A 25,545-nucleotide genomic window follows, 5' to 3' on the forward strand; every position below is an offset into this window, starting at 1 on the left:
CGCTGGCCGGGTCCCGCTGTAGTGGTTGTGGTGCTCTGGATGTGCGCCGAGCCTGTGCCGGGCTGCGCTGCGCTGCGCTACTCGGCGGCGTGCTTCCAGGCGTACTGCGCGTCCGGTGCCTGGGGCATCGGGTTGGGGTTCAGCGCGGATGCGGTGACGTTCTCCACCTTGCTGCCGACCACGAAGATGTTGTCCGTGGAGATCACCGGGGCGAACCATGCGACATCGTTGGCCGCCTTGGTGATCTGCTCGTACAGCTCGCTGCGGGCGGCGGCATCCGTGGAGGACTGGGCCTGACCGTACAGATCATCCAGCGTCGGATCGGTGTTGCCGAACGGGTTCGTCACACCGGGCTGGGTGAAGTTGGTGAGCACCTGAGCCGAGTTGGTGCCGACGACCGGCCAGATGAGCGCCGGGTACTCCTTGCTCAGCGCAGCCTGGATGAAGTCGGGCACGGAGTTCTTGACCTCGAGGTTGACCGTGATGCCGATCTTGCCGAGGTCGCCGGCGATCGCCTGGGAGATCGTCGTCTGGCTGTCCAGGATGTTCTCGGTCAGCACCGTCAGCTCGAACCCGTTCGGGTAGCCGGCGTCGGCCAGCAGCGACTTGGCCTTCGCCACGTCGTACTCGAACCCGAAGCCGTCGACGTATCCGTCGATGCCGTCGGCGCCGATCTGCCCGTTCGGGTGGGTGAAGTCGGCGTCCAGCGCGTTAGCGAGGGAGTCGCGGTCGATCGCCATGGCGATGGCCTTGCGGACGTCCGGGTCCTTCAGCTCGGGGCTGATCGCGCCCTGCGTGTCGGCCATCGTCAGTCCCCAGGTGAAGAAGGGGGCGGTGACGAGGTCGAGTCCGGCCGCGGTGGCTGAGCCCGCGGTGGTGGGCGATGCGCTGCCGAAGTCGACCTGGCCCGTCGTGATGGCGGACGAGACGGCGCTCGGGTCGCCGATGACCTTCACGACGACCTTGTCGTATTGGATGGCGTCGGGGTTGAAGTAGTCGTCGTTGCGCACGTAGGTGTAGGTCGAGCCGGTGACGGAGTCGGAGGCCGAGTAGGAGTACTGCCCGGTGCCGTCGGACGAGGTCAGCAGGCTGTCGGGGTCGGCGAGCCCGTCGGGACCGATGATCTGCCCGACGCTCCAGTACTGGGTCAGGTAGTAGGGCGCGTCAGGGTATGCCGAGGAGTAGGTGATCTCGACGGTGTCGTCGGCCGTGGCCTCGATGCTGTCGACAGGTCCGGCGTAGCGGGCATTGCCGCCGCCCGCGTCGATCGCGTACTCGAGGGAGGCCTTGACGGCGTCCGCGTCCATGACCTCGCCGCTGGCGAACTTCACGCCGTCCCGAAGGGTGAGCGTGAGCTTGGTGTTGTCGTCGGAGAGCGTCCAGTCCGTGGCGAGGTCGGGGATGAGCTCACCATCGCCGGTCTGGTAGATGAGGGAGTCGTAGGGCAGCGAGGTGAAGATGGCGCTGCCGCCGGAGCCGCCGAGGGCGGGGTTCAGGCTGATCGGCACGCCGGCGAACTGGGTGGTGAGGGTGCCGCCGGTGGAGCCGGATCCCTCAGGGGCGGGCGAGGCCGACGAGCATGCCGTCATCCCTCCGATGACAGCGAGGACAGCGACGGCCAGCGCGACTTTTCGCGTCGGTCGGGTAACTGCAGACATGATGCTCCTTTGCAATGTGCACTGCTGGTCGGCGCAAGGGCGCCGCGGAAAAAGTATCAGGAAACTTGATACTCTGACAACAGCTGAAACCGTGGAAAGGTCGTTGCAATGTCGCACACCCAGCCTGAGCCGATTCCGCACGACCACGACGGCGAGCCGTTCGGAACCGCCCTCCTGCCCGAGCTCCAGATGGGCGTCGACCTGGCCGCGGCCGGCTACGTCGAGGTGGAGCTCTTCGTGGAGGGAACCGCCTCCACGTGGAAGCACGACGGCTCGAGTGGTCGGGTGGCGGTGCGCTCCGACCTGCCGTTCCGCACGCGAGTGCTCATCCGCCGTCCCTCCGACGCCGACAGCTCGTCGGGCCTGATCCAGGTGGAGCCCCTGCACCCGGATCTCGACTCCGCACTGATCTGGAACGCGGCCCATCCGTGGCTCATGCGCGGTGGCCACACCTGGGTAGGGGTGACGGTCTTCCCCTCGAGCGCGCGACTGCTGCGCGAGGACATCGACCCCGACCGCTACGCGTCGCTCGAGATCGCCGAGGACGGACTCCAGTACGACGTCCTCGGCTCAGCCATCAGTCAGCTCATCCAGGGCTCGTTGGGCGAGAAGGCGCTCGGCGGAGCGCGGGCGGATCGTGTTCTCCTCTCCGGGATGTCGGCCACCGGCAGCTTCACGCGGATCTTCCTGCAGGAGGGCTTCCACGAGAGGTGGACCCGATCCGACGGGCGAGCGCTGATCGACGGCTATCTGATCGGGATCTCCTCCGGCGGAGCGGGCGCGGCCGGCTACCCTCCGCTGTCCGCCGACGACCACGAGCTGTCCGCCGACGATCCACGCCGCACGGTCCGCGGACACGGCGCGGTCGTCTTCGAGGTCCTCAGCGAGACGGAGGCCGAGACCCACCAGCCTGTGACCCGGCCAGACTCGGACGAGGCCGGGGACCGGTACCGCCTCTACGAGATCGCCGGCACCGCGCACATCGAAGCTCGCCCGAGCGTGCTGACCAACCTGGAGCAGTTCGAGCGCGGCGGGGGCAGTCGGCCGGCCTTCGACGTGCAGGAGGCGCGCAGCGATGCGCGATTCGACGTCTACCTGAGGGGCGCCTTCGAGGCGATGGATCGCTGGATCGCGGCCGGCGAGCCTGCGCCGCGAGCGGAGTGCTTCACCCACGTGGACGGCGCGGAGGAGCTCCAGAGGGATGCCGACGGCAATGTGCTCGGGGGCGTCCGGGCGCCGTGGCTCGATGTGCCGACGGCGGTCTACTCGCCGCACAGCACCTCCTCCCCCGAGTCCGAGCCGCCGCCCCCGTGGATGCCCTTCGGCGATCCCGAGATGCTGGCGTGGCTGGTCGGCAGCATGCGCCTGCTGCCGCTGTCCGAGCTCCGTCGGCGCTACGGCAATCGGTCCGCCTATCTCCGCCGGTTCGCGGAGTCCGTCGCCGCAGAGCGCGCGCGGGGCCTGCTGCTGGACGAGGAGGCGCGGGAGCTGCTCCGCGAGGCGCCGTCGCGCTGGCGCGGCTGACGGCGCTCGAACGTCAGCCCGAATGTGGATCCGGACCGTGGATACGGACGGTGGATACGGTCGGGAACGCGAACCGAGCGCCGCTCAGTCGCCCGCCGCTCTCATGCCACGGCCGGATTCGCCGCGACGCCGATCCGTGCGTCTGGAGGCGGCTTCCGCCTCCGCCTCGGGATCGCCGAACCAGCCGCCGAGCACGGTATCCGCGACGGTCAGCAGGTTGCCCTCCAGGGCTGCGCGATCGCGAGCACTCAACCGCGAGGTGGCACGATCCTGCATCTCGCGGAGCAGGGCGCGGCTGCGCTCCACTACGCCCCAGCCCTCCTCGGTCGGGCTGACGAGCAGGACCCGGCGGTTCGTCGGGTGAGGCAGCGACTCGACGAGCCGACGGGTGAGAAGGCCGCTGACCAGTTGATGGCTGGCCTGGGGTGTCATGAACGCGCGACGCGCCAGCTGGGCCGACGACAGGGGCGCCCCTTCGCCGAGCACGAGCAGGATGCTGAACTCGGCGACCGAGATGTCGGCATGCCAGGCGATGTCCTCCGCCGCGCGACTGAACGATCGGGCCAGCCGCATCACGAGGTAGTAGAGCTCGCCGGCGGCGGGAGCGGAGTGGGGCGGCGGCGTCTCGGGCGGCGTCTCGGTCATCGTCTCGACACCTCATCCATCTCGCTGGTTTCCGCCCGACGTCTGCACCGACGGTCTGGCCATCGTTCCACAGGGTCCGACGTCGATGCGCCCCGGTGCCCCGCGCAGTCCTCGGAGCGGCTCGGCTCGGCTCGGCTCGGCTCGGCTCGGCTCGGCTCGGCTCGCTATCTTTCTGACAGGCCACACCGGACGGAGCTGAATGCACCACGCACGACTCACCATCGACCCCACCCGAGTGCGATCGACGCTCGATCGCCGATTGTTCGGCGGCTTCGTCGAGCACCTCGGGCGCCACATCCACACCGGGATCTTCGAACCCGGACATCCGACGGCCGATGATCGGGGCTTCCGGCGCGACGTCGTCGACCTGGTCCGCGAGCTCGGCGTCACCACCATCCGCTACCCCGGCGGCAACTTCGTCTCGGGGTTCCGCTGGGAGGACAGCGTGGGTCCACAGGACGAGCGTCCCCGCCGATTGGACCTCGCCTGGCACTCCACGGAAACCAACGAGGTCGGGCTGCACGAGTTCGCCGACTGGCTGGAGCTGGTCGGCAGCGACATGATGCTCGCGGTGAACCTCGGGACGCGGGGCACACTCGAAGCGCTCGATCTCATGGAGTACACGCGGGTGCCGGGTGGCACGGCGACCTCTGACCGTCGGATCGCGAACGGCCGAACGGCACCCTTCGATGTCGGCATGTGGTGCCTCGGCAACGAGATGGACGGGCCGTGGCAGCTCGGACATCGGAACGCCGAGGACTACGGCAAGATCGCCGCGATGACCGCGCGGGCGATGCGGCAGGTGGAGCCCGAGGCGGAGCTGGTGGTCTGCGGATCCTCCGGCGCGCAGATGCCCACCTTCGGGGAGTGGGAGCGGACCGTGCTGCGGCACACGTACGACCTCGTCGACTTCATCTCCTGCCACGCCTACTACGAGGAGCGGGCCGGAGACCTGGCGACCTTCCTCGCCTCGCCCGTCGACATGGATCGCTTCATCGAAACGGTGAGCGGCATCGCCGACGAGGTCGGCCGTGAGATCGGCAGCGAGAAGACGATGCTGATCTCGTTCGACGAGTGGAACGTCTGGTACCAGGAGCGCTTCCGCGACGTGAACACCATCACAGGGGCCGGCAACTGGCCGGTCGCGCCGAGACTGCTCGAGGACGTCTACTCGGTGGCGGACGCCGTGGTCGTCGGCGGCCTGCTCATCTCGCTGCTGCGCCATTCGGACCGGGTCCGGTCCGCCTCGCTCGCTCAGCTCGTCAACGTCATCGCCCCGATCATGACGACCCCCGGCGGCGATTCCTGGCGCCAGACGACCTTCCTCCCGTTCGCCACGACATCGCGCCTGGCGCATGGAACGGTGCTCGACCTCGAGGTGGACAGCGACCAGGTGACGACGGCCGGCTACGGCGACATCCCCGCAGTGGACGCGGCATGCACCGCCGACGGGGATCGAGCCTCGGTCTTCGTCGTGAACAGATCGGCGACTGAGGGTGCGCGCTTCGAGCTGGTGCTCAGCGCGTTCGGAGGCCGGGTGGTGGGGGCCAGCGTCCTGTCCGACGCGGACGTCTATGCCGTGAACACCGAGGCCGACCCGCTTCGGGTCACCCTCCAGGAGCTGGCGCCGGTCGAGACCGCCGACGGTGTCGCGGTCTTCGAGCTGCCGGCGGCGTCGTGGGCGGCGATCGAGATCGAGCGCTCCCCCGCCTGAACGGGATGCCGCACGACGCTCACGCGTCGTGCGGCATCTGGTCGTCCGCTAGCTGTCTGATCCGGGGCGCGAAGGCGGTGATCGGACCCTCCCCTGCGTGCCGTCGGACTCTTCCGTGGCGGCATGCCTGCCCGCGAGCCGGCTCGCCCACCGGCTTCGGCCGTGTCCGACGGGCGGGTTCACGCCCGCAGCGGTGACTCGGGCGGGCGAGTCGTCCGCGGCCGAGCCGCCAGGGGCCGGGTCGGCCGGGTCGGCCATCGAGGCGACGATCCGGCGGAACTCGGCTTCGACCCAGCTCCGGTCGTCGAGCAGGACCTCGAGCAGGTCCTCGTCGACCTCAACACTCATCGACATGGCGCGTCCTCAGATCATGACTGCAGGATCTTGGTGTCGGCCCCCTCCTGCTTGTCGCGGCTGAGGATGTTGATCTTCCGCGGCTTGGCCTTCTCGGCGACCGGAATGCGCAGGCTGAGCACGCCTGCGGTGTAGTCCGCTTCGACGCGCTCCGTGTCCAGCGCGTCACCGAGGACGAGCTGGCGGCTGAACAGACCCCAGGGGCGCTCGGTGGCGACGGCGTTCGCGGCGTCGGGCATGCGACTGACCCGCTCGGCTCGGATGGTCAGGATGTTGCGCTCCACATCGATGTCGAGCCTGTCGGGATCGATGCCCGGAAGGTCGAGCTCGACGACGAAGTCGTCGCCGTCGCGCCAGGCGTCGAGGGGCATGCTCGTCGGTCGTGCCAGTGTGCCGAAGACCTGCTGAGTGAGCCGGTCGAGGTCGCGGAACGGGTCGTGCTGCATCAGCATTTCTGGAACTCCTCCATTTCACTTGAGAGTCTCAATCGACCTGATCTGTGTCGATTGACATAGATTTTATAACTCCACTGCGGCAGACTTCGCCAGGGGATCCCGCAATTTTCTCGGAGGACGGATGACACAGCGCAACGAGGACGACAAGGGCGTCTACGGCATCGCCGTCGCAGCCGAGATGGCCGGCATCGGCGAGCAGGCCCTGCGGCTCTACGAGCGCCGGGGACTGCTGACTCCGGACCGCACAGCCGGTGGCACGCGACGCTACAGCGTCGACGACGTGACGATCCTGCGTCGAGTGGCGCAGCTGCTCGGCGAGGGCCTCAACCTGGCAGGCGCGCGACGGGTCCTCGAGCTGGAGGAGGACAACCGCCGGCTCGAGGCGAAGATCACCCGGCTGATGCGCCGCGAGGTCCGGGGGCCCGATAGGAGCTGACGTCGCAGGTGTGCACGGCATCCGCGTCCATCACCGTCCGCAGGTTGTAGGCCGCGCAGTCCTGGAAGGTTGCGATGCTGATCGCCTTCTGCGATCGACGCAGCACCCCCTTCGACGGCCCGTCGGAGCCGATGCCGGCACGGTGGACCATCCACTCGATGTCGGCGGCGTCCTCGGTCAGATACCGCATGACCGCCTCGTTGTCCCGGTGCTGACCGTCGTAGCCGCGAGCGACCGTCGATCGGACCAGCCGCAGCACCGGAGACAGCGCCCGGTCGGGCGGCGCGCTCAGTCCGCCCGCCTGATAGAGGAACCGCGAGACACCCTGCCTGCGCATCGCAGGGACCAGTTGGCGGACGAACCCGTCGTTGATCCTGCGCTCCCGCTGCGCTTCCGCATCGCCCAGCATCGACACGACGAAGTCCACTCCGCCGAGGAGCGCATCCAGGTCGGGGTGCTCGGTGATGGAGCCCCTGATCACCTCGAGGTCGGCATGCGCGAACGCGAACTTGTCGGGATTGCGGGCGAGGGCTCGCACGCGATGTCCCTGCCCGAGAGCCTGCCGCACGAAGTGCTGGCCGGTCTGTCCGGTGCCGCCGAACACCAGGAACGTCTTCTGTGGCGCTCCATCGGGTGCAGCCATGATCTCGTCCTGTCCACACGGAGGTCCGGGAAATCGCGGCGGCTCCACGGCGGTTCCGCTCCGCACTCACGCTAGGCGCTATTCGCACGGGATCCGGCTGCCTCGGGGAGTTGGATACCCTCGAAGCGAAGGACTGTCGGGGATCAAGCGCCTCGACGTCGGAGAGAACGGCTCACGAGACTCGCGCAGCAGCGAGCGGGCACGCTCACGTGAGACGGATCGCGTGCGGGCGCCGACTGGGTCGAAAGACGAAAGAGACCACGTGTCGGACATCAACCCTCGGGGACCCGAGGCAGAGCACGCCCCCCAGTCGACGACCGCGAGCGGGAGGGCTGCGTCGGTGCGCGACTCCCCCTCGGCCGAGATCTCGCGATCCTGGCTGCTCGTCGCCGCCACCCGCCCCGAGACCTTCGACAGCGCCGCCTCATCGCGGGCGGATCAGATCATCCTCGACATCGAAGACGCCGTCGATCCCCGCCTCAAGCAGGCCGCTCGCGACGACGTCGTCAACTGGTTGAACGGCGGCGGCCAGGGCTGGGTGCGGATCAATGACCGTGCCAGCGACTTCTGGTCCGACGACGTCGATGCCCTCGTCGGCCTGCCCGGTCTGCAGGGCGTCATGCTCGCCAAGACCGAGGAACCCGCTCACGTCACCGAGACCTTCGACCGGCTCCGGGGCGCGAAGCCCGTCATCGCCCTCGTCGAGTCCGCGCTCGGCATCGAGGACGCGGCGCACATCGCCCGCGCTCGCGGCGCGTACCGGCTGGCCTTCGGCAGCGGCGACTACCGCCGCGACACCGGCGCGAGTGCCGACGACATGGCCATGGCCTATCCGCGCTCCCGCCTCGTGATTGCCAGCCGCGTCGGCAACCTGCCCGGCCCCATCGACGGCCCCACCGTGGGCACCAGCCACCCCGTGCTGCGCGAGCAGGGCGGGATCGCAGTCGCCCTCGGCATGACGGGCAAGCTCTGCCTCGATGTCGACCAGCTGCCGATCATCAACGAGGTCATCTCGCCGACCCGCTCCGATGTGGCGTGGGCACGCGACTTCCTCGACGACTTCGAGGCGCGCGGCCGGATCATCCGCGACGGCTCCGACCTGCCCCGGCTCGGACGTGCGCAGAAGATCGACAAGCTGGCCCGGGCGTTCGGGGTCGAGCCCGCCTGATCCACGGCTGACGCCTGCCGCCCCCGCCCCGGCACTCGATCGAGATGCCACTTTCCGTCCCTACGACCGCCGTATAGGGACGGAAAGTGGCATCTCGATTCATTTGCGGCGGTGCTCTGGTGCGGAGCTATTCGTAGGCGTATATTCGTGCACGAGTGAGAGGAGCCGAGGTGCCGGATCGCCCCGTATCGAACCTGCTCGGTCTCGCGGTGCTCGGCGTGCTCGCGCAGCGCCCGATGCATCGCTACGAGATCGCGACAACCATCCGCGAGCAGGGCAAGGACGACGACATGCCCATCAAGTGGGGCTCGCTCTACACGGTCGTCAGCTCGCTCGAGCGTCACGGCTTCGTCGAAGCGACGGGCGTGGACCGGGATGGCGCCCGCCCGGAGCGCACCACCTACCGGATCACTCCTTCAGGGCTGCGGGAGATGGCGGATTGGACGAGGGAGCTGCTCGCCGGACCCGACACCGACCGATCCCGCTTCGCTATAGGGCTGTCGATGCTCGGAGCGATAGGCCCCGACGAGGCCCAGACCCTGCTGCGCCTGCGGGCCGATCGGGTGCGATCCCGACTAGCCCAGCTGGAGCGCGACCTCGCGGGATGGTCTGAGACCGTGCCTCGGCTGTTCCTGCTCGAGGACGACTACACACTCGCCGTCATGCGCGCCGAGGTCGCCTGGCTGCAGGGCATCACGGCCGACTTCGAGGCGGGCGTGTTCCCAGGAGTCGCCGAGTGGCGCACCCATCACGAGTCGACGACGCCCATCGCTGAGGAGGCACTCGACGGCGACCACTGACGACGTCGGCTGAGACCTCCAGCCGCAGACATGCGTCTGAGTGGGAACGGCCCCGGGGGCGCGGCAACGCCGCCCGGGACCCCACTCGAACGAAGCCCCGGAGGGCTGATCCCGTTGCGAGGTGGCAACCGAACGCTAGTCGGGATCTCCTTCCGGTCCAAACATCGACGTCGAACATCGACAGTCGGACATCGACCGTCCCGCGGCACCGCCGTGGGATCGAAGGAGAACCATGCCCAGCATCAGCTCAGCCCTCGTGATCGGCGGCGGCATCGCCGGCCCCGTCACCGCGACCGCCCTCCGTCTCGCCGGCGTCGACGCCCACGTCGTCGAGGCCTATCCCGACGCCGACAGCGGGGCAGGCGGCAGCCTCGCCCTCGCCGCCAACGGCCAGACCGCCCTCGATGTGCTCGGCCTCGGCGACGCGGTCCGCGCGATCGGCATCCCGATCGCGCATTCGCGGATGACCGTTGGCACCAAGGATCTCGGCGCCCTGCCCTCGATCGCGGGTGTCGAGCCGATGCGCATGGTCCGCCGCGGGCAGCTCCAGCGGGTGCTCCACGACGGCGCCGTGCGCGCCGGTGCGACCTACTCCTACGGCCGACGACTTGTCCGCGTCGAAGGGGCCGCAAGCGGCGTCACCGCCATCTTCGACGACGGCGGGACCGAGAGCGCGGACGTGATCATCGGCGCCGATGGAGCCCGCTCCACCATCCGCAGCATCATCGATCCCGCTGCGCCGGGCCCGCACTACACCGGCCTGCTCAGCTTCGAGGGTCGCGCGGACGCCGGCCTTTCGGGTGCCCGCGTGCCCGGTGCTGAGGCCGACTTCGACGGGATGACCTTCGCCTTCGGGTCGCGGGCCTACTACCTCTACTGGCCGGAGCCCGACGACACGATCGTGTGGGGCGCGAATCTCCCCTCGAAGGCCTACCTCTCGCTGACCGACGCCCGGAAGACGCCGAATGAGGAGTGGCTGCGGATCCTACGCGCCACATACGCCGGCGATCGGCCGGGAGAACGGCTCGTCGAGTCCACGACCGTCGAGGGTCTGGATGCGACCGGCGCAATCCACATCATGCCGAGCGTGCCGAACTGGCATCGCGATCGGCTCGTGCTCGTCGGGGACGCGGTCCACGCGCCCTCCAACAGCACGGGACAGGGCGCGTCCCTCGCCATCGAGAGCGCGATCGAGCTGGCCCGTGCGCTGCGCGACGCACCGGATCCGACGAGCGCCTTCGCGGCGTATGAGCGAGCACGCCGTCCTCGAGTGGAAGCGATCACGCGACGCGGCGCCCGGGTCAACTCCACGAAGAATCCCGGGCCGATGGCCCAGCGCATGATGGGCGTCGTGATGCCGCTGATGATGCGGTTCATGGACTTCGAGAAGACGATGGGCCCCGAGCAGCGCTTCCGGATCGACTGGGAGCAGCCGTTCCCGCTCGGATCCCGCTGACGAGGCGGTTCAGCCGATGCGGACTGATGACGACGGCGAGGGGAAGATCACGTCGTGCGGGGGTGAATAGCGCAGAGGCGAGGCGAGGCGATGACGATCACGACCGCCGCGACGGCGAGCGCCGTTCCTATGGTCAGAGCCCGCACCATGACAGGCGCCGTCGCCGGTCCGAGCCGGCGACGGATCATGACCAGCAGGCCGAATCCGAGCATGCCGCCCGCGGTGTTCACGATGACGTCGGTGGTGTCGAAGCTGCCGATCGACAGCAGGTGCTGGGTGACTTCGAGGATCAGGCTCGATGCGCTGAGGATGATCGCCGCCGGCCAGACCTTCGAACCGAGCGCCCCGGGAAGGAGCAGACCCAGGTAGGCGCCGAATGGCACGAAGAGCGCAAGATTGACGAGCAGTTCGAGAGGAGTGCTCGCTCCGTCGTCCTCCGTGGACACGAAGGGGACGAGCTTGAGAGGACGGGGCAGTCCAGCAGCCGCTCCGATGTACGGCGGCTCGAGCTTCCAGAGGATGATCCAGGCGAGCAGCAGCAGGTAGGTCACGAAGAGCACGGTCAGCAGCGGACGCGGATCCGCCATTCGGGTGCTCGTGAGCGGCGGACCGGAACGCGGGATGGACACGTCGTCATCGTCGGCCAGCACTGCCCGACCCACAACCGACACGCCACGCCGTTCGGCTCGGGTCATCCTCGCGGTGGACCGATTCCCATCGGAAGTCGTACGGTCAGCCGGCGAATGCCGAGCTCGGCAGATCGCGCTCGCCGTCGACGACGGCCTTCACGATGCGCTCGGCGACGGCGTCCGGCGACAGCCCCGCGCGGAGACGAGGCGCACTGCCCGCGATGGGATGCGTCGACAGCTCGGTCTCGATGTGGCCGGGGCGGGCGTCGAGCAGGCGGACGCCCGCGCGGCGAAGCTCGCGCGACGCCGCGGAGACGAATGCGGCGAGGGCGGCCTTCGAGGCGGAGTACGCCGCCATCCCGGCGGTGGGCGACTCGGCGACGACTCCGCTGAGCGTCACGACGAAGGGCGATCGTCCCTCGGCCGACGAGGCCTTCAGCAGCGCTGAGGCGGCCCGGATCAATCGGATCGGGCCCGCGGCGTTGACCGCGAAGAGCTCGTCGACCGTCTCATCGGACACCTCATCCGCCGCGCCGAACGCGACCACTCCCGCGGTGATCACCAGCCCGTCGAGCCGACCGTGCTCGCGTTCGACGACGCCGACGAGGGACGTCGGCATCGCGCCGTCGCGCAGATCCCATCCGGACGCGCGGCTCGCCGTGATCACCGTCGCGCCCGCGGCAGAGAGAAGGGCCGTGATCCTCGACCCGAGACCGCCGGACGCTCCGACGACCAGGACGACGGCACCACTGAGATCGGTCATGGCGAAAGGCTAGGGCGCTCGACCTGGATGCGGCCCTGAGCGAGGGCGGATGCGATCCTGGTTCGGTTCGAGCGTCGCCCGCCGTCGAGAGGAGCAGCAGTGGCACAGCCGGTCGTCGTGAGTGCCGTCGTGTTCCGCGACGACGAAGGTCGGGTGCTGACCGTCCGCAAGCAGGGCACCTCCTCCTTTATGTTTCCGGGCGGCAAGCCGGAGCCCGGTGAGGATGCGGTCGCCGCCGCGGTCCGCGAATGCCACGAAGAGCTCGGTGCGGTTCTGGATCCCGACGCGCTGGTGCTGGTCGGCGTCTTCGATGCGCGGGCCGCGAATGAGGACGGCCGGATCGTCGCGACCGTGTTCGAGCATCCGCCTGTGCGCGGCGGCTACGCGCCGCACGGCGAGATCGCCGAGCTCGCCTGGTCCCGACTCGACGACCGCACCGTCGCTCCCCTGCTGCGCGACCATGTGTTCCCCGCGCTCGAGCTTCAGGGCTCGACAAGTCTTTCCGTTACGACCGAATCGGCTGGCGACCGACGTCCGGATACATTGCTGGAGTGAGTGTCAATCCGCCGTTCCGCGCCGACATCGTCGGCAGCTTCCTCCGCACCCCCGCCCTCAAGCAGGCCCGGGCTCAGCACGAGTCCGGGGTCCTCGATGCCGACGGGCTCCGGGCGGTGGAGGACGCGGAGATCGCCCTGGTCGTCGCGAAGCAGGCCGATGCCGGGCTTCAGCTCGCGACCGACGGCGAGTTCCGGCGCTCGTGGTGGCATTTCGACTTCTTCGACGGGCTCGACGGAGTGTCCGTCGTCGATCAGGATCACGGCATCCAGTTCACCGGAGTCGAGACCCGCAAGCGCGGTCTCCGCGTCGACGGGTCCATCGGGTTCCCCTCGGATCACCCGATGCTCGAGCACTACCGCTTCCTGGCCCGGACCACCTCGGTGCAGCCGAAGATCAGCATCCCGGCCCCGACCGTGCTGCATTTCCGACTCGAGAGCGGCGCCGTCGACCACAGCGTCTACGACGATGCCGAGGACACCTTCGCCGATCTGGCCCGCACCTACCGCGAGGCGATCGCCGCCTTCTATGCCGAGGGCGCCCGCTACCTGCAGTTCGATGACACGGCCTGGGCGTACCTGTGCTCCGAGGCCGAGCTCGCGAAGGCGCGGCAGCGCGGCATCCGGACGGACGGCTTGGCGGAGCGCTACGCGGCGCTGCTCAACGACTGTTTGGCGGAGAAGCCCGATGATCTCGTCGTCACCACGCATGTCTGTCGCGGCAACTTCCGGTCCACCTGGATCTCCTCCGGCGGCTACGAGCCGGTGGCCGAGCAGCTGCTCGATGTCGTGGATTACGACGGCTACTTCCTCGAGTACGACAGCGAGCGGGCGGGCACGTTCGAGCCGCTTCGCTTCCTGCCCGAAGGCGACAAGGTCGTGGTGCTGGGACTCATCACCACGAAGAGCGGCGAGCTCGAAGACACCGACCTCGTCGCCAAGCGCATCGACGAGGCCGCCACGATCGTTCCGCTCGACCAGCTGGCCCTGAGCCCGCAGTGCGGCTTCGCCTCGACCGAGGACGGCAACGATCTCAGCGACGAGCAGCAGTGGGCGAAGATCCGCGAGGTCGTCGACGTCGCGGCCAAGGTCTGGGGCTGATCGGAGCCCCCTTCACCCGACGGACCCGAGGGCATCAGCCCCGCCGGTGTCAGTTGTTGGGTGGTGGAGTGCCGCCGCGTCGGAACGGCAGCGGTCCTGAGAGGTCGCTCGGGTTCCACCACGCCTCGAGAGGGTCGACGACTTTGGGCGGTGGTTTCGGGGTCGGGTTCTGATCGGGGAGCTCGACCGGATTGTCGGGGTGAGTCACGTCGACCCGGCCGGACGGGCTGGTCCAGGTGACCAAACCCTCGGCGTCGAGGATGCTGTTCCATCCGCCGAGATGGCGAAGTCGGTGATGCTTCCGACACAGCGCGATGAGGTTGTCGGCCGCCGTGTATCCGGAATCGGCATAGTCGTCCACGTGGTCGAGGTCCAGGCCGACCGCGGTGCGGTTGCAGCCCGGGAAACGGCATGTCCCGTCGCGAAGGGTGACCAGGCGCCGCACTGACTCCGGGATGTGCCGTGCGGTGGTGTCGATATCGACCACCTTGCCGGTGGTCGGGCTGATCAGCACCCGATAGAAGCCCGATGCCAGCTCGATCAGCTTCCGTGCGGTCTCGGCATCGATGGGCCCCTGGCCTTGCAGCTCCGCAGGTGCGTCGCCGCCGACGGCCGTCGCCGCGGGGGCGGTGAGGAAGACCACAGGGCGGATGTTGCGCATGCCGGAGTCGTCGTTCAGGATCAGATCGACCAGGACATCGGCGCGCAGCTGTGAGGCGGTGCGGCCGTCCTCTCCGCCGGCGTTCTTGATGGAGCGGACGCAGGCATCGAGCTTCGCGTCGATCGCGACAGTGTCCTCCCCGGACAGCGAGGCCCAGAGCTCACCCATCCCATCCTGGTTCGGGGCGATTCGGACCTGCCGGTCGAGCAGCGCATCCTTGTGGCGCTCGATGGCGTCCTCAGGCTGCAGGCGCTCACGGAGCTTGACGAGGGCGGGCTTGAGCTTCGTCGGTGTCATCCGCAGCGCGAGATCGATCGCCTCGCGCTCGAATCGCTCCGCGAGCTCGACGAACAGGTCGAGCCCCGCGTCGGCGATGACTTCCGCATGACCGAGCGTCATGAGGCCGTTCTCTACCGCAGCCAACGTCAAATGCCGCTCGCTGGTGAGGATCTTCGACCGCTCGATCAGATTCAGAGCGGCCCGCTCGGTGATCCCCAGGGTGAGGGCGACTTCTGTCATGAAGACGCGGTCCTGGATGCTCTCCTGAATCGGATTAGGAGCTTGCCGCGCGTAGGTGGCGGCCTCGGCGGCGATCCATTTGATCTGCCTCACCTGGGCACCTTGGATGTCACTGCGGTACCCGGCGATGCCCTCAAGGAACTGCTGCCGACGACGGCGCGGAGCCACCTCGACCTGCTCGACCGGCTCGCCCGCGTAGGGTTCCGGGTTCGCCTCGAGCCAGGCGAGCACCTCGTGATTGGACATCGATGGGGTCTGAATGAAGTCCTCTGCGAGCTCGTCGAGGTGTGCGATGTCCTCCGCCGTGCGCACCTCGTCCATACCTGCACTCAACCACCACCCACCGACATTGGAAGGGTGTTTCCGACCTGATCCGGACCGAGTTTCAACCATTGGTTGAAGCGAGTTTCGGGGTCCCTCGCGTGGGCTTCGACACGGGCGCTGAGCGCCCGGCTCAGCCACCGGATGCAGGGCTTCGACACGGGCGTGCAGCGCCCGGCTCAGCCACCGGAAACTCGAGTGGCCCGGTGGCTGAGCCGGCCGGAGGCCGTGTCGAAGCCCGCCCGCGAAGGTCCAGCGCAGTGGACGGTTTCGGTGGGAGCGATTCGCTGTCACCATGAGCCGTGTTCGCCGTCACTCCCCCACTCCGTGTGCTCGGCTCGATCGCGTCCTGGCTGCTCTTCTCGCTCGCCTTCACCCTGCTGTTCCAGGTCTCCCTCGCCGTCCTCGCCATCGGCGGCTCATGCGCCAGCGGCGGCCCCTACGAGATCGAGGTGCAGTGCCCAGCCGGGGTCGAGCTCTTCGCGCCGCTGAGCATCTTCGCCGGTCTGGCGGCCGTCGCGATCGGCCTCTTCCTCGCCCGTGGGTTCGGATCCGCTTTAGAACTGCTCAGCTGGCCGATCCTCTTCGTGGGGCTCGGACTCGCCTTCCTGTTCGCCGGAGCGCAGGGCGCGGGCGGCGGTGCGTACCTGATCGCCGGGCTGTTCATCCTGATGGGCGTCGTCCCTCTCATCTGGGCGATCCGGGTGAGCGCACTGCGCTTCCTCCTCGGCTCGAGATCGGCAGCGGGCGTCGACTTCGCCGCTCCGAGGAATGGCCGCGCGTCGCCGTTCTCGTCGGCTGCGTGGACTTCGTCGGACCCTCGCACTCCTCGTGCGGCGGATTGGCTGGCGAGCCTGTCGATCTCCGTCCTGTCGTCAGCAATCGGTGCGCTGCTCGCGCTGGCCTGGTTCGGCGCGGTGGCCCACGCCCGCACCTGAACGCACAGCGGTCGACTCGACGACGTGACCGTGCGGACACACCCACATCCAGTGGACCTCGCCGACCCACGCGTCGCGAACCGCGCGCGCCAGCAGCATGGGCTCGTCGTGCTCGGGGCATCGCTCTGCGGTCACAGCGCCACCCTGGTTGGGACCCCCGACATCCGCGTCCCGACACTGCGTCCTCACATCGCCGTTCGCCGGCCCTAGGACTCCCCGGGTCCGGACGGCGTGGGCATGAGATGGACGCTGTGCCCAGCGTCGAGGGCCTCTTCGCGGCCGCCGATGCAGAGCACGGCATCGATCCCGCCCGGCAGCACCGTCTCGACCTCCACCTCGCCGCCGCGCCGGGTCCAGCTGACCTCGACAGGGCCGAAGGGCGTGCCGAGCTTCGCGCGCACCCAGTCGAGATGGGGATCGAGGTCCGGTTCGACGCGGAGGGCGCGGTAGCCGGGCGCCGTGGACCTGATGCCCGCTATGCGGCCGAAGAGCCAGTCGTCCACGCAGCCGAAGGCGTAGTGGTTGAGCGAGACCTCCCGGACGGATCCGTCCGGCGCGATCGCATCCCATGACTCCCAGATGGTGGTGGCGCCGTGATCCACCTCGTACAGCCATGACGGCATCTCGGTCTGCCACAGCACCCGCCGAGCCAGCTCGGTGTGGCCGGTCGCATCCAGCACGTTCAGCAGGTGCGGAACGGAGAGGAAGCCGGTGTCCAGGCGATCACCGTTGTCCGCGACGAGTGCCGCGAGCCGGTCGGCTGCACGAGAGCGCAGCGCCTCCGGGACGAGGTCGAAGGCGAGCGCGATGGCGTAGACGCCCTGCAGCTGGACGGGCAGCTCACCGTCGTCTGACACGTATTCGGCGATGAAGGCCGCACGCACGGAGGCCGCATGTGCGGCGAGCGCCTCAGCCTGCTCGGGCAGGTCGAGGATCGCCGCGATCCGCGCCGCGAGCCCAAGGGAATGCGCCTGGAACATCGGCGCGATCAGCTCTTTGGTCAACTCGGGCGCGATGCCGATCGCCTCGTGCAGCGGCCTGCCCGCGAGAGTGGACGGGGTGAGCCAGTCGCCGAAGTGGTCCCCTGTGTTGTAGAGCAGGGCCTGCGCGGCGGCGCGCTCGGACGAGAGCTCGACCCCGTCCAGCGCGTTCGGCAGCTCCATGGCGGCCGTCCGGGTCTGATACTCGATCCAGCGCAGCATCGCGCCGAGGTTCTCCGCGAGGACGCGCCGATCGCCGGTGCGCTCGTAGAGGGTCCACGGCACGAGCACGATGGCGTCGCTCCACCCCGCCGCGACCGTGATGGCGCCGATGCCGCGCGCTGCCGCCTGCGACTCGATGTCGTGCGGCGACCTCGGAGAGTAGATCGGCACTCCCCCGTCGGCGAGCTGGTCCGCACGCAGATTGGCGAGCCAGCGGGAGAGGAACGGCACCACCTGCGCGTTGTTGGCCGCGGCAGCCGCGAACACCTGGGCGTCCCCCGTCCAGCCGGCCCGCTCGCGCTGCGGGCAGTCGGTCGGCACGGACAGGAAGTTGGCGCGCTGACTCCACAGCACGTTCTGGTGCAGCTGATCGAGGCGCGGATCGGAGCACTCGAAGGATCCGGTCTGTTCGAGATCGCTCGAGAGGACGACGGCAACGACATCGGCGGTGGCGGGGGCGGCGTCGAGTCCGGTGATCCTGGCGTAGCGGAAACCGTGGAAGGCGAAGGTCGGCTCGTAGGCCTCCTCCTGGTCGCCGGCCGCTCGGTAGACGTCGATCTGCTCCTTGTTGATGCCGGAGATGTTCGCGAACCACGCGCCGTCGGCGGTGAGGGTCTCGGTGTGCTGGATCCTCACCTCCTGACCGGCTCGCAGGCCGCGAAGCGTCAGCCGCAGCCGTCCGGCGACGACCTGGCCGAAGTCGACGATCCAGCCCGCGGCAGGATCGCCGCTCACGCTCACGGCGGCCAGCTCACCCACCCGCCGGATGGGCTCGCCCGCGAACGGGACGAGGGTGGATCGGTCTTCGCCGCTCAGCTCGACGGCGGTCCACTCGCCGTCGTCGAAGCCGGGCGTGTCCCAGCCGATCCGCTGTGCACCGGCATCGAAGAGCTCTCCGATGAACAGATCCGCGTAGCGCCACGGCCCCGGCGCGCTTCGCACGTCGCCGTCCGAGTCGACGGTCTCGACGCGCCCGTCCGAGAAGTGCAGCTGCAGCTGCCAGATGGCGCTGGTCCGATCGCCCCACTGGGCACTAGACCCGCTGAGCCCGATGCGGCCCGCCCACCATCCGTCCGCAAGGGCGATGCCGAGCACGTTCTCCCCCGCGACGAGCTGATCGGTCACGTCGTAGCACTGCACCGAGACCCGGTGCGCGTAGCTGTCGAAGCCGGGCGCGAGCACCTCATCGCCGACTGCCCGGCCGTTCAGCTGCGCCGTGTAGACGCCGTGCGCTGTGGCGGAGAGCCGGGCGCGCACGACTTCCCCGTCGATATCGAAGCTCTGCCGCAGCAGCTGGACGGGCCGCAGCCGATCCTCGATCGGCGCCTCTGGGCGCTTGCCGACGATCCAGTCGAACAGCGTCCAGCGCTCGACGGCGGTGGCCTGCTGAACGGGACGGATCCACTCGGCGGTCCAGTCGTCGGCACCCAGCGCCGTCTCGAAGCGGCCGTCGGTCCACGCTCCGGGGTTCGCCTCGCCCTCCGACCAGGCGCGGACCCTCCAGTCGACCACGGCGTCCGACGGAAGCGCGGGGCCGGCGTATCCGACCTGCGGGATGTCAGGACGGACGCGGCCGCTCGTCCACAGCGTCTGATCGCCGACGCGCACGTCGACCTCGGCCGCGTTCTGCCGGATCGCACCGGTGGTCCAGGAGAACCGGGGGTGCGCGGCACCCACCCCGATCGGCGACGCGAGGTATTCCACCCGCAGGTCCTGACACACGATCTCGCTCACGCCGAGCCTTCCGCTGGATCTCCGAGCTGGATCAGACCGACTGCGACGCGGCGCGCACGAGCCGCGCGTACTCGGCGGCACTCGGCTTCGGGGTGCGCTCGAAGCTCTCCCGATCGACCGAGTGCAGGCCGAGGAAGCTGCCGAAGCCCGCGATCCACTCGAAGTTGTCCATCAGCGTCCAGTGGATGTAGCCGACCACGGGGACTCCGTCATCCATCGCCTCCTGCAGGCTCTGCAGAGCAGGCTCGAGCACACCGAGGCGCACGGAGTCGTCGGCCGTGCCCACGCCGTGCTCGGTCACGAACACTGGCACCTGGGCGACCTCGTAGGCGTAGCGGACCGCGCCGCCGAGCGAGTCGGGCTCGACCGCGCTGCCCATCTCGTTGAGCACGCTGCCCTCGGCGACGGGCATCAGCCCGTCTGCGTCGTAGTGCAGGCGCTCGTAGTTCTGCACCCCGACGAAGTCGTCGTCCCGCGCGAGCTTGAGCCAGTGCCCGTAGCACTCGGCGCGCTTGCGATCGCGGACGGTGGGTTCACCGTGCGCGACGTCGTCGATGATGGCGATCGAGAGCCCGACCGGCAGATCGGAGCGGCGCGCCTTGATGGCCGCCTTGCCGGCGAGGTGGGCGCGGGTCAGCCCCTCCTCCATCGCGTCGTAGTCCTCGGGCTGGACCACGTTGCTCGAGCGGTAGCGCTCGACGCCCGCCTTCGTCGAGGCGGCGGCCAGGGTCTCGCGCGTGAGCTGGTTGACGAACTCCGGCACGATCCACGACAGCAGGCGGGGCAGGTTCGGCTCGTTCAGAGTGACCGCATAGGCGATCCGATCGCCGAAGCGCTGCATGAGGGCATCCGCGTAGTCGGCGAACCGATCGGCCGCATTCGCCGCCAGCATGCCGCCGCGCGCCGCGAACCAGTGCGGCGCGGTGAAGTGGTTGAACGTCACGATAGGAGCGAGCCCGCGCGCGAGCGCGCCATCGACGATGGCCTCGTAGTGGTCGAGCGCCGCGGAGTCGTAGCTGCCCTGCTCCGGCTCGACCCGGGCCCATTCCACCGAGAAGCGATCGGCATCGAGCCCCATGCCCGCGATGAGGTCCAGGTCGGACTCCCAGAGTTCGTAGCCGTTCGCGGCGCGGCCGGACGGCTCGCGGAAGATCGTCGGCGTCACGTGCTCGAGGTACCAGGTGTCGCTGTTCGAGTTGTCGCCCTCGTTCTGATGTCCGGCGGTGGCGACGCCCCAGACGAAGTCGGCGGGGAAGGGTCGGATGGGCATGATGCTCCTCAGGGAGACGGTCGAGCTGAACGGAACGAAGTCGGAGCGGGGATTCAGGCGACGCTGAGGGCCGCGATGAATCGCCGGATGGTGTCCGTGGCCGCGGCATCGCCGATCTCGTTGAGGTAGCCGTGCAGCGCACCGCGCTCTGCGCTGATCGACACATCGACGCCGGCGAGGGCCAGCTCCGCGGCGAAGGCCTCCGCCGAGGCGCGCAGACGATCCCGCTCCGCCGTGACGATCGTCATCGGGGCGAGGCCGCGCTGATCGTGCCCGGCGGGGAAGGCGGCCGGGTCGTCGAGCACCGCCTCGTCGCCCACGTAGTTGAGGTTGAAGCTCCGCACGTCCTCCGGTGGGAAGGTCATCATCGCCGGCAGACCCTCGAGCAGCGCGATCAGCTCGGGTGAGGCGTCGGGCAGGACCTTGTGCAGCACCGGGTAGGCCATCAGAACCGCGACGGGCTGATGGGCTGCACGGTCGCGCAGGCGCACGGCCGCTCCGCCCGCGAGGTTGCCGCCGGCGGACGCGCCGCCGATGGCGATCCGCTCGGGATCGGCGCCGAGGGCCGCCGCATTCTCGACGGCCCAGTCGAAGGCGGCGACGACCTGCAGCGAGGCGACGGGGAACCGCGCCCGCGGACCGGCCGCCTCCATCTCGGCGCGGATCTGCTCCGGAGACGGCATGCCCTCCGGCACGCCATCGGCTCCGAAGTCGGCCGCGAAGTCGGGCATCGCGTCGAGCGGCGCCAGGGTGTAGTCCACGGCGACGACCGAGACGCCCTGGCTCGCGAGCATGCGCGCGACGGCATCCGACTCGGGCATCTCGATGCTGCCCATCATGAACGCGCCGCCGTGCATCCAGACGACGGCCGCCCCGGTGGGCGAGGCCGCCGGGTAGACGCGCACGCGGAACGGGTGCTCAGCCGCTTCGAGGGCGACGTCGTAGATCTCTGCTTCAGCCAATTCGGGCCTCCTGGGGTCGGATGGATGGATCCCACGCTGCGGATCGTTCGCGTTCGCGCTCGATCTCGATGCGGCGTGGAGCGTGCGCGGCGGCGGTCGCCTGCACTTCGTGGAAGTGATCGAGCTTCTCGGCGATCGAGAGCACGGACTGCGCCAGTCCTGCCTCATCGAAGCGCGGGACGGGTCGGCCGTCCACCAGCTCGAGCGCGCCGACGGCGCCGCAGCTGGCGCATTCGATGCCATCCGGGCGCAGCACGATGACGGAGAGGTGGCAGAGCGGGCAGGCGCCGGGGTCGCCGACGTAGCGGGCGTCCTCCCAGGTGCGACCGGCCTGCTCTCCTACCGCCGCGCCGAGCCGATGCGCGCGCTCGAGGGCGGGGACGTCGAGCACGATGGACGCGGGGCTGCCCGCCCCGGCGAACTCGACCTGATCGACGACCGCGATCTGCGCGGAGGCGGTGAGGGTGTGCAGGAGCGGAAGCGCGAGCGTCTTCCAGCGCGGTGGGATGGACCCGCCCACGGCGATGAACCCGGCGACCCGTGGGCGCAGCACGCGCTCGTCGATCGCGAAGTCGACGGGGACGGGCGCGCCCTCGCCGCGCATGCGGAGCAGCTCGGACGTGAAGACGACGTCGGCCTGAGGACCGGAGATCTTGTCGCCCAGCAGCCGCAGCCTGCCCGGAACGGTGCGCGAGTAGATGGGGGTCGAGACGATGAGCGCGTCGCTGTCCATGAGTCGGTCCCAGAACCACTGCGCGTCATCCGGTCCGGCGTTCGGCCCGACGGAGAGCTCGAGGTCGTCGATCCGGACGAGCTCGACCGACGCACCGGACTCGACGGCGCCCGCGAGCGCCGCCTTGAGGGCGATCTCGGCACTGCCGCCGGGGTTGCCCGCCGACAGGCCCAGGACGCGGCGCGGACCGGCCGCGCTCGGCGAGATCATGCGACGGGTCGCAGGTGCTCCTGCGCCGCCTTGGCTCCCGTGATCCAGCCGACGACCGAGTCGTTGTCCGTCTCGGAGGTCGCGACGTCGGCGACCTTGCGGCCGCGGTTCATCACAACGATCCGGTCGGCCACCTGGAAGCAGAGCGGCAGGTTGTGGGTGACCACGACGACGGCGATGCCGTTCTGCGCCATCCGTCGGATGAGGTCCTCGACCTGCCGGGTCTGCGCGTAGCCGAGAGCCGCGGTGGGCTCGTCGAGCAGCAGGACTCCGTGCTCGCGCGAGGCGACCCGGACGGCGGATCGGGCGATGGCGACCACCTGTCGCTGGCCTCCGGAGAGCATCTCGACGGCCCGCGTGACGGGTGCGGTCGTGACGCCGAGGGCATCGAGCTCGCGGGCGGCCTCGCGCCGCATGGCCCGCTTGTCGAGCACGCCGAGCCAGCCGAGCGGGCCCTTCATCAGCGGTTCGCGGCCGAGGGTGAGATTGGTGGCGATGTCCGCCGCGTCGACGAGGGCGAGGTCCTGGTAGACCATCTGCACTCCCGCGTCGGAAGCCGCCTTGGGGCTCGAGAACTCGGTGGGCGTGCCGCCGATCTCGATGGCTCCGGAGGAGGGTCGATGTGCTCCGGACATGACCTTCAGCAGAGTGGACTTGCCGGCGCCGTTGTCGCCGAGCACGGCCACGACTTCGCCGGGGCGCACCTCGAAGTCGACCGAGTCGAGCGCCTTGACGAACCCGTAGTGCAGATCGATGCCGCTGAGACGCAGCGCCGGAATGGCGGGCGTGCCGATGGATGAAGTAGTCATCTCAGCGCTCCGTTGCAGTGGTCGCGGCCGCGGGCACGGCATCGATGGCGGGCGGCCCCACCGGTTCGGGATCCGCCGAGGCGGACGTCGGGACGAGCCTCTTGGCGACCGCCGAGGACATGACGCGATCGAATGCCAGCGCCGCGACGAGCAGGACGCCGGTGACGATCGTCGCGACGTAGGGCGGGACGCCCTTGATCACCAGGGCGCTGCTGATCGTCGCGATGATGAGCGCGCCGACGAGCACGCGGGGCAGGCTGCCGCGACCTCCCGTCAGCGGCATGCCCGACAGGGCGACCGCGGTGAGGGCGGAGAAGAGCAGCGCGACGCTGGGATTGGGCGAGGCCTGGGTGGTGGTCGCCGTGACGGTCAGCCCTCCGACCGCCGCCACGGTGGCCGACAGGATGAAGCCGATGATGCGGTACTTGTTGGCGCTGACGCCGACGCGGCGGACGGCCTCGGCGTTGGTGCCGACCGCCATGAGCCGGCCGCCGGCACGGGTCTGTGTCAAGAACAGCGTGCCGATCAGGAAGATGATCGCGACGACGATGACCGGTGCCGGTATCCCGAAGTAGGAGATGCTGCCCATGAAGTTGAGCTGGGTGATGCCGTTGATCGGTACGCCGCCGGCCACCACCTGGGCGAGGCCGCCGAGCACGGTCAGCATGCCGATGGTCACGACGAGTGGGTTGAGCCCCCTCTGGACCAGCACGCCGTTGACGGTGCCGATCACGACGCCCGTCGCCAGCGCTGCGGCGATCCCGACGACGGCGGGTGCGCCCGCGGTGAGGACGGTCGCTCCGACGACCGACCCCATCGTCGCCGAACCCGGCACGGAGAGATCGAGAGCCCCGCTCAGCACGCCGAACGCCACTGCGGCCGCGAAGATCGCCGTCAGTGCCGCGGCATTCGCGACGAGCGCCGCATTGGCCAGCGAGAAGAAGTAGGGCGCCGCCCAGATGCTGAATACCAGCACGAGGAAGAGCCAGAGCACGATGATCCCGCGATCCCGCAGGAACACCAGGGCCCGCACGCTGCTGCTCTGGGTGTCGTCGCCGACGGCCCGGGGCGTCACCGTCCTGGCGCTCTGAGAGATCGAGCGTGTCGCCATCTTGATTCCTGTTCTTCGTATGGAGCCTGGACCGCGGTCGGATGATCCTCACGGCCCCGCTGTGCGGGGCCGTGAGGGCAGGTCGACTACTGGGTGACGACGTTCAGCGGAATGGTGAGCTGCGATCCATCGGCGGTGGGATCTGCGGCGAGCTTGTGCAGCTCGGCGAGGTTCTGGCCGAGGTCCGCCTGGAAGTCGAAGGCGACCTCCGAGTAGAGCTCGCCGCTCTTCACGGCGGCCTGCGCCTCGTCGTTGCCACCGGCGCCGAGCACGCAGGTCGCGTCCGCGGCCTTGCCCGCCTGGGTGAAGGCCGCCAGCCCGCCGAGGGTGGACTCGTCGTCGGTGCCCACCATCACGTTGGCATCGGGCGCACCCTGCAGGGCGCTGGATACCGTCTGCTGCGAGGTGAGGCGGTCTCCCGCATCCTGCTCGTTCACGATCTTCGAGTCGGGGGCCCCCTTGGCCAGCGCGTCGCGGAAGGCGGTGTTGATGGCCTCGCTGCTCTGTGCGCCCTGGGGGCTGGTGAGGAAGATGACGTTGCCGACGCCGTCGAGCTTCTCGGTGATGCACTGCGCGGCCAGCTCGCCGAGCTTTCCGCCGTACGCCTCGTTGTCGGCGACCGTGAATGTGATGCCCGCCTGAGGTCCGTCGAAGCCGTAGTCGGCGGGAACACCGGAGGCGATGATGACGATGCCCTTGGCCTGCGCCTGGGTGAGGGCGGATGCGATCGCCTTGCCGTCGGCCGGGATCACCCAGATGGCGTCGACCTGGTCCAGCTGGATCCACTGCTGCAGCTGCTGCAGCTGAGTCGAGGGATCGTTGTTCGCGTCAGCGGTGACGACGGAATCGCCCTGCGAGCCCGCCACAGCGGTGAGAGCGTCGGCGAGCCCCTTGAGGGCTGGTGCCTGGAGCGTGAAGGGCGAGAAGCCGATCTTCAGGCCCTCGGCCGCCGCGCTCGATCCTCCGCCGGCGCCGGCGCCGCTGGTCGAATCGGTGGTGGGTGTTCCGCTGCACGCGGCGAGGGTGACGGCCGCGGTCAGGGCGAGGGCTGCGGCAAGCGGCCGGATGGCCGAACGGGCTGTGGTCTTCATGGCACGGGCACCTTTGCGTCGTGGTCGGCGTCCTCGCCGACTCTCGAGCACGTTTGTAGCACGGTTTGCGCCTAATGAAAAGCG

24 protein-coding genes are annotated in these 25,545 nt (G+C 69.3%); 9 read left to right on the forward strand and 15 right to left on the reverse strand.

The features are described 5' to 3' along the window. Positions 1 to 77: 77 nt before the first annotated feature. Positions 78 to 1,658 carry an ABC transporter substrate-binding protein gene (locus tag E6C64_RS05865; RefSeq protein ID WP_158437759.1) on the reverse strand — a complete coding sequence of 527 codons (1,581 nt, stop codon included), beginning with the start codon at positions 1,656 to 1,658 and terminating at the stop codon, positions 78 to 80. A 108-nt stretch (positions 1,659 to 1,766) separates the two neighbouring features. On the opposite strand from E6C64_RS05865, the gene E6C64_RS05870 reads away from it, so the two are divergent. Further along, a complete protein-coding gene (locus E6C64_RS05870; protein ID WP_158437760.1) occupies positions 1,767 to 3,182 on the forward strand; it encodes an alpha/beta hydrolase domain-containing protein in 1,416 nt (471 codons plus the stop codon). Positions 3,183 to 3,266: 84 nt separating this feature from the next. Here the strand turns inward: E6C64_RS05870 and E6C64_RS05875 are convergent, their stop codons facing one another. After that, the gene (locus E6C64_RS05875) at positions 3,267 to 3,827 is read right to left on the reverse strand and encodes a MarR family winged helix-turn-helix transcriptional regulator (protein ID WP_136426718.1); all 561 of its coding nucleotides are present in this window, start codon (positions 3,825 to 3,827) and stop codon (positions 3,267 to 3,269) included. 199 nt (positions 3,828 to 4,026) lie between these two features. Here E6C64_RS05875 and arfA point away from each other — a divergent pair, with 199 nt between their 5' ends. Then, entirely contained in the window at positions 4,027 to 5,541 is a 1,515-nt protein-coding gene (gene arfA / locus E6C64_RS05880) for an arabinosylfuranosidase ArfA (protein WP_136426719.1), read from the forward strand. A gap of 48 nt (positions 5,542 to 5,589) precedes the next feature. On the opposite strand, the gene E6C64_RS05885 is transcribed toward arfA, so the two are convergent. Together E6C64_RS05885 and E6C64_RS05890 are read right to left on the reverse strand one after the other, a co-directional pair. Continuing rightward, complete coding sequence (locus E6C64_RS05885; RefSeq protein ID WP_136426720.1) at positions 5,590 to 5,895, reverse strand: hypothetical protein; 306 nt, start codon at positions 5,893 to 5,895, stop codon at positions 5,590 to 5,592. A gap of 14 nt (positions 5,896 to 5,909) precedes the next feature. Next, a complete protein-coding gene (locus E6C64_RS05890; protein ID WP_136426721.1) occupies positions 5,910 to 6,347 on the reverse strand; it encodes an Hsp20/alpha crystallin family protein in 438 nt (145 codons plus the stop codon). 124 nt (positions 6,348 to 6,471) lie between these two features. On the opposite strand from E6C64_RS05890, the gene E6C64_RS05895 reads away from it, so the two are divergent. Beyond that, positions 6,472 to 6,786, forward strand: coding sequence for a MerR family transcriptional regulator (locus E6C64_RS05895; protein WP_136426722.1), 315 nt, complete (start codon positions 6,472 to 6,474; stop codon positions 6,784 to 6,786). Here E6C64_RS05895 and E6C64_RS05900 read toward each other — a convergent pair. After that, positions 6,740 to 7,429 carry an NAD(P)-dependent oxidoreductase gene (locus E6C64_RS05900; RefSeq protein WP_136426723.1) on the reverse strand — a complete coding sequence of 230 codons (690 nt, stop codon included), beginning with the start codon at positions 7,427 to 7,429 and terminating at the stop codon, positions 6,740 to 6,742. The genes E6C64_RS05895 and E6C64_RS05900 overlap by 47 nt on opposite strands. A 340-nt stretch (positions 7,430 to 7,769) precedes the next feature. Between E6C64_RS05900 and E6C64_RS05905 the strand changes: the two genes are divergently transcribed. From E6C64_RS05905 to E6C64_RS05915, 3 genes are all read left to right on the forward strand, one after another. After that, positions 7,770 to 8,597 (forward strand): HpcH/HpaI aldolase/citrate lyase family protein, encoded by an 828-nt coding sequence (locus tag E6C64_RS05905; RefSeq protein ID WP_136426724.1) that lies wholly within the window; start codon positions 7,770 to 7,772, stop codon positions 8,595 to 8,597. A gap of 170 nt (positions 8,598 to 8,767) precedes the next feature. Then, positions 8,768 to 9,397: a PadR family transcriptional regulator gene (locus tag E6C64_RS05910; protein WP_199240972.1), complete on the forward strand. Its 630-nt coding sequence runs from the start codon at positions 8,768 to 8,770 to the stop codon at positions 9,395 to 9,397. A gap of 232 nt (positions 9,398 to 9,629) precedes the next feature. After that, positions 9,630 to 10,853, forward strand: coding sequence for an FAD-dependent oxidoreductase (locus E6C64_RS05915; protein ID WP_136426725.1), 1,224 nt, complete (start codon positions 9,630 to 9,632; stop codon positions 10,851 to 10,853). 47 nt (positions 10,854 to 10,900) lie between these two features. Here the strand turns inward: E6C64_RS05915 and E6C64_RS05920 are convergent, their stop codons facing one another. Beyond that, complete coding sequence (locus tag E6C64_RS05920; protein ID WP_199240973.1) at positions 10,901 to 11,482, reverse strand: VanZ family protein; 582 nt, start codon at positions 11,480 to 11,482, stop codon at positions 10,901 to 10,903. A gap of 103 nt (positions 11,483 to 11,585) precedes the next feature. Beyond that, on the reverse strand, positions 11,586 to 12,245 hold the full coding sequence (locus E6C64_RS05925) for an SDR family NAD(P)-dependent oxidoreductase (protein ID WP_136426726.1): 660 nt from the start codon (positions 12,243 to 12,245) through the stop codon (positions 11,586 to 11,588). A gap of 99 nt (positions 12,246 to 12,344) precedes the next feature. Here E6C64_RS05925 and E6C64_RS05930 point away from each other — a divergent pair, with 99 nt between their 5' ends. Together E6C64_RS05930 and E6C64_RS05935 are read left to right on the forward strand one after the other, a co-directional pair. Then, complete coding sequence (locus tag E6C64_RS05930; protein WP_136426727.1) at positions 12,345 to 12,800, forward strand: NUDIX hydrolase; 456 nt, start codon at positions 12,345 to 12,347, stop codon at positions 12,798 to 12,800. Further along, the gene (locus E6C64_RS05935) at positions 12,797 to 13,900 is read left to right on the forward strand and encodes a 5-methyltetrahydropteroyltriglutamate--homocysteine S-methyltransferase (protein ID WP_136426728.1); all 1,104 of its coding nucleotides are present in this window, start codon (positions 12,797 to 12,799) and stop codon (positions 13,898 to 13,900) included. The genes E6C64_RS05930 and E6C64_RS05935 overlap by 4 nt, the downstream gene beginning before the upstream one ends. A 49-nt stretch (positions 13,901 to 13,949) precedes the next feature. Here E6C64_RS05935 and E6C64_RS05940 read toward each other — a convergent pair whose 3' ends face one another. Further along, complete coding sequence (locus E6C64_RS05940; RefSeq protein ID WP_158437761.1) at positions 13,950 to 15,401, reverse strand: HNH endonuclease signature motif containing protein; 1,452 nt, start codon at positions 15,399 to 15,401, stop codon at positions 13,950 to 13,952. A gap of 302 nt (positions 15,402 to 15,703) precedes the next feature. Between E6C64_RS05940 and E6C64_RS05945 the strand changes: the two genes are divergently transcribed. Beyond that, entirely contained in the window at positions 15,704 to 16,339 is a 636-nt protein-coding gene (locus E6C64_RS05945) for a hypothetical protein (RefSeq protein WP_136426730.1), read from the forward strand. Between the two features lie 206 nt (positions 16,340 to 16,545). Here the strand turns inward: E6C64_RS05945 and E6C64_RS05950 are convergent, their stop codons facing one another. The 7 genes from E6C64_RS05950 to E6C64_RS05980 all read right to left on the reverse strand — a co-directional run bounded on the left by E6C64_RS05950 (position 16,546) and on the right by E6C64_RS05980 (position 25,461). Continuing rightward, the gene (locus E6C64_RS05950) at positions 16,546 to 19,275 is read right to left on the reverse strand and encodes a family 78 glycoside hydrolase catalytic domain (protein WP_136426731.1); all 2,730 of its coding nucleotides are present in this window, start codon (positions 19,273 to 19,275) and stop codon (positions 16,546 to 16,548) included. Positions 19,276 to 19,306: 31 nt separating this feature from the next. Then, positions 19,307 to 20,545, reverse strand: coding sequence for a family 1 glycosylhydrolase (locus E6C64_RS05955; RefSeq protein ID WP_136426732.1), 1,239 nt, complete (start codon positions 20,543 to 20,545; stop codon positions 19,307 to 19,309). 53 nt (positions 20,546 to 20,598) lie between these two features. Further along, positions 20,599 to 21,507 carry an alpha/beta hydrolase fold domain-containing protein gene (locus E6C64_RS05960; RefSeq protein WP_233255492.1) on the reverse strand — a complete coding sequence of 303 codons (909 nt, stop codon included), beginning with the start codon at positions 21,505 to 21,507 and terminating at the stop codon, positions 20,599 to 20,601. Further along, entirely contained in the window at positions 21,500 to 22,450 is a 951-nt protein-coding gene (locus E6C64_RS05965; RefSeq protein WP_136426733.1) for a flavodoxin family protein, read from the reverse strand. Before E6C64_RS05965 ends, E6C64_RS05960 begins: the two co-directional genes overlap by 8 nt. After that, complete coding sequence (locus E6C64_RS05970) at positions 22,447 to 23,259, reverse strand: ATP-binding cassette domain-containing protein (RefSeq protein WP_158437762.1); 813 nt, start codon at positions 23,257 to 23,259, stop codon at positions 22,447 to 22,449. The genes E6C64_RS05965 and E6C64_RS05970 overlap by 4 nt, the downstream gene beginning before the upstream one ends. 1 nt (position 23,260) lies before the next feature. Next, a complete protein-coding gene (locus tag E6C64_RS05975; RefSeq protein WP_136426735.1) occupies positions 23,261 to 24,370 on the reverse strand; it encodes an ABC transporter permease in 1,110 nt (369 codons plus the stop codon). 86 nt (positions 24,371 to 24,456) lie between these two features. Further along, a complete protein-coding gene (locus tag E6C64_RS05980; RefSeq protein WP_136426736.1) occupies positions 24,457 to 25,461 on the reverse strand; it encodes a sugar ABC transporter substrate-binding protein in 1,005 nt (334 codons plus the stop codon). Positions 25,462 to 25,545 lie beyond the last annotated feature (84 nt).

The sequence above is a fragment of the Naasia lichenicola genome (assembly GCF_004801885.1).
Lineage (GTDB): Bacteria > Actinomycetota > Actinomycetes > Actinomycetales > Microbacteriaceae > Naasia > Naasia lichenicola.

Coding starts and splice junctions, on each gene's coding strand:
- E6C64_RS05970 (WP_158437762.1), bottom strand. CDS start 23,259: ATGACTACTTCATCCATCGGCACGCCCGCCATTCCGGCGCTGCGTCTC.
- arfA (WP_136426719.1), top strand. CDS start 4,027: ATGCACCACGCACGACTCACCATCGACCCCACCCGAGTGCGATCGACG.
- E6C64_RS05955 (WP_136426732.1), bottom strand. CDS start 20,545: ATGCCCATCCGACCCTTCCCCGCCGACTTCGTCTGGGGCGTCGCCACC.
- E6C64_RS05865 (WP_158437759.1), bottom strand. CDS start 1,658: ATGTCTGCAGTTACCCGACCGACGCGAAAAGTCGCGCTGGCCGTCGCT.
- E6C64_RS05915 (WP_136426725.1), top strand. CDS start 9,630: ATGCCCAGCATCAGCTCAGCCCTCGTGATCGGCGGCGGCATCGCCGGC.
- E6C64_RS05890 (WP_136426721.1), bottom strand. CDS start 6,347: ATGCTGATGCAGCACGACCCGTTCCGCGACCTCGACCGGCTCACTCAG.
- E6C64_RS05900 (WP_136426723.1), bottom strand. CDS start 7,429: ATGGCTGCACCCGATGGAGCGCCACAGAAGACGTTCCTGGTGTTCGGC.
- E6C64_RS05870 (WP_158437760.1), top strand. CDS start 1,767: ATGTCGCACACCCAGCCTGAGCCGATTCCGCACGACCACGACGGCGAG.
- E6C64_RS05875 (WP_136426718.1), bottom strand. CDS start 3,827: ATGACCGAGACGCCGCCCGAGACGCCGCCGCCCCACTCCGCTCCCGCC.
- E6C64_RS05925 (WP_136426726.1), bottom strand. CDS start 12,245: ATGACCGATCTCAGTGGTGCCGTCGTCCTGGTCGTCGGAGCGTCCGGC.
- E6C64_RS05975 (WP_136426735.1), bottom strand. CDS start 24,370: ATGGCGACACGCTCGATCTCTCAGAGCGCCAGGACGGTGACGCCCCGG.
- E6C64_RS05895 (WP_136426722.1), top strand. CDS start 6,472: ATGACACAGCGCAACGAGGACGACAAGGGCGTCTACGGCATCGCCGTC.
- E6C64_RS05965 (WP_136426733.1), bottom strand. CDS start 22,450: ATGATCTCGCCGAGCGCGGCCGGTCCGCGCCGCGTCCTGGGCCTGTCG.
- E6C64_RS05940 (WP_158437761.1), bottom strand. CDS start 15,401: ATGGACGAGGTGCGCACGGCGGAGGACATCGCACACCTCGACGAGCTC.
- E6C64_RS05885 (WP_136426720.1), bottom strand. CDS start 5,895: ATGTCGATGAGTGTTGAGGTCGACGAGGACCTGCTCGAGGTCCTGCTC.
- E6C64_RS05980 (WP_136426736.1), bottom strand. CDS start 25,461: ATGAAGACCACAGCCCGTTCGGCCATCCGGCCGCTTGCCGCAGCCCTC.